Source organism: Acrocarpospora sp. B8E8 (genome assembly GCF_039871605.1).
GTDB classification, from domain to species: Bacteria; Actinomycetota; Actinomycetes; order Streptosporangiales; family Streptosporangiaceae; genus Acrocarpospora; species Acrocarpospora macrocephala.
In genome coordinates this window covers 1-2,049 of record NZ_JBDPLV010000179.1, presented here as the reverse complement: position 1 = coordinate 2,049, position 2,049 = coordinate 1, and the positions used below count along the sequence as shown (strand labels likewise).

3 protein-coding genes are annotated in these 2,049 nt (G+C 65.3%); 1 reads left to right on the top strand and 2 read right to left on the bottom strand.

Features of this window, described 5'->3' with window-relative positions:
• Nucleotides 1–363 precede the first annotated feature (363 nt).
• Both ABGB08_RS54425 and ABGB08_RS54420 read right to left on the bottom strand, forming a co-directional pair.
• Nucleotides 364–852: a MerR family DNA-binding transcriptional regulator gene (locus ABGB08_RS54425; RefSeq protein ID WP_347608424.1), complete on the bottom strand. Its 489-nt coding sequence runs from the start codon at nt 850–852 to the stop codon at nt 364–366.
• Between the two features lie 261 nt (nt 853–1,113).
• Nucleotides 1,114–1,482, bottom strand: a complete 369-nt coding sequence (locus ABGB08_RS54420; protein WP_347608421.1) for a hypothetical protein — start codon at nt 1,480–1,482, stop codon at nt 1,114–1,116.
• Between the two features lie 150 nt (nt 1,483–1,632).
• On the opposite strand from ABGB08_RS54420, the gene ABGB08_RS54415 reads away from it, so the two are divergent.
• A complete protein-coding gene (locus tag ABGB08_RS54415) occupies nt 1,633–1,950 on the top strand; it encodes a hypothetical protein (protein WP_347608418.1) in 318 nt (105 codons plus the stop codon).
• The last annotated feature ends 99 nt before the right edge of the window (nt 1,951–2,049 follow it).

The window sequence follows — 2,049 nt, the reverse complement described above, 5'->3', positions numbered from 1 at the left end:
GCGATTGGCGCGTTACGCCTGCTCAACTTCACCAACATCGCCGATGGAACCCGATGGGCACGCGACAACTTCGAACACCCACTGATCGCTCTCGGTCTCACGATGTGAGAACGCATTCAGCCCTGCCTGCTCGATAAGCTCCAGAACACCGACAATGCACTGATGTCTATTGGCGACATCTTGATTGTGAAGGCTGATGGCGTGCTTCTGGTACGGCAGTTAACTCCCGATCAAGTGGAGCACTTGCAGAAGAATCCACGGCTGTACACCCAACCCCAAATCGCCTTGAGCGTTCTCGATGGTAGCTTGGCCACTGTTGACCCTGTCGGCCGTGACGACCAACGCGCTGAACTTCCTTAAGGGTCACGACTTGCGCTCGACTGGGGCGAACGCCTGGTCGCACAAGCCGCACACCAGTGGACCTGTCACAATCTGCTTCGGGGTCACCTGGAGGGCTGTACGGACGTGCTCGTCGTCTGCGTACCACTCGACAAGCGTGCGGGCCGCAGCATAGGGCCGCCAGGTCTCCAGGCCGTGCAACAGCACCGCCCGGGCATCATCGGGTGGCAACGCGGTGGCAAGATCGACGACGGTGTGCGGCATCGGCCCCCTCAGCTTGGCGTCCACGTACGGGTGGAGCGCTTGAGCAAAGGCCGGATCGTCACGCCACTGCTGGGGAATCATGCCGAGGTTGTACCGCGGCTGAGACCAGCGTCGGCATGACAGCCTGCAGGTTCGCGTCGTGCGCTCGCGCTGGGCGACCGGCAGCAGGCCGATCTGCTCCCAGAACCGCAGAGTCGAGGCGCGCATGCTCACCGTCCGCGCTAGTTCGCCGATTCCCAGGTGACGCACGTCATCCCGCCCGCCTCATGCTCGCGGTTGACTTCAAGCGTGCTTGAGCCTTCACCGTAACGTGCATGCCTTTGAGAGCGTCCCACCTGCTGCCCGCCACCTATCGCCCGCTGCTCGCCGAGCGGCATTTCCGCAGTTTCATGCCGGTGTTCGCCCTTTCCGACCTCGGGGACGGGATGAGCGTCGTGGCCGTGGCGTGGCTGGCGGTGTCGATCGCTCCGCCCGGCGGTCAAGCGTCGTGGTCGGCGCGGCGGTGGCAGCCTACATCCTGCCCAGCACCGTGGGCAGCCTGGTGGTGGGGCGGTGGGCGTGGCGGCTCAGCGCCGGCCGCCTGCTGGCCGCCGTCCCGGTCGCCCACGTCCTGGGAGCCCTCGACCCGGCCTTGTACGTGACGCTGTTGGCCGCCTCATCCTTACTGCACGCCTGGGGCAAGGCCAGCAGGCACGCGCTGTTCGCCCTGCTGCTACCGCGCGAGCAGCGCTTGGCTGCCAACGCCGTTTTGAGCACAAGCATCTGGAGTTCGCTCATCGCGGGTCCTGCCCTGGCCGGTCTTCTGGCCTCGGTCATCTCATCCGCGTGGATCATCGGCTTGGACGCCGCCACCTTCGCCGTCCTGGCGGTGCGTGCCACTACTGCCCGGCTCCCAGCTGGGCCGCGCGCCGATGACGCCGTCGCGGGGCTGCGAGTCTTCCTTCAGCGTCCCGAGCTTTCCGGCCTGCTGGTCTTGACGTGGTTGTTCAACGCCTTCTTCGGCCCGGCCGAGGCGGCCTTGCCCTGTTCGTGGCGCGTGAGCTCGGTGCCGGGAGCGGCACGCTGGGGGCCTTCTGGACCGCATTCGGCTTCGGCGCGGTGGTGGGAAAACTGGCCCGGGGCCTCCTGCGACGGTTGCCGGTGTGGCCGGTCATGCTCGGCATCATCGCGGGGCACGGGGTCTGCATGCTGCCCTTCGCCTGGCACACGCACCGGGCTCCCTCGCTGGCCGGATTCGCCCTGGCCGGCGTGGTCTACGGCCACTACTCCGCTTTGTCGTTCACCTTGATACAGGAGCGCACACCAATCGACTCCCTAACCCGAACTTGCTTGATCTTGCTGGACTGATGCGGGTCTGACCAGGAAGCTCAGCATCCAAGATCAAAAATTAGTGACTACCCGCCGACCAGCGTCATCGGAATCGGAACGTCGAGCAACTCAAACACG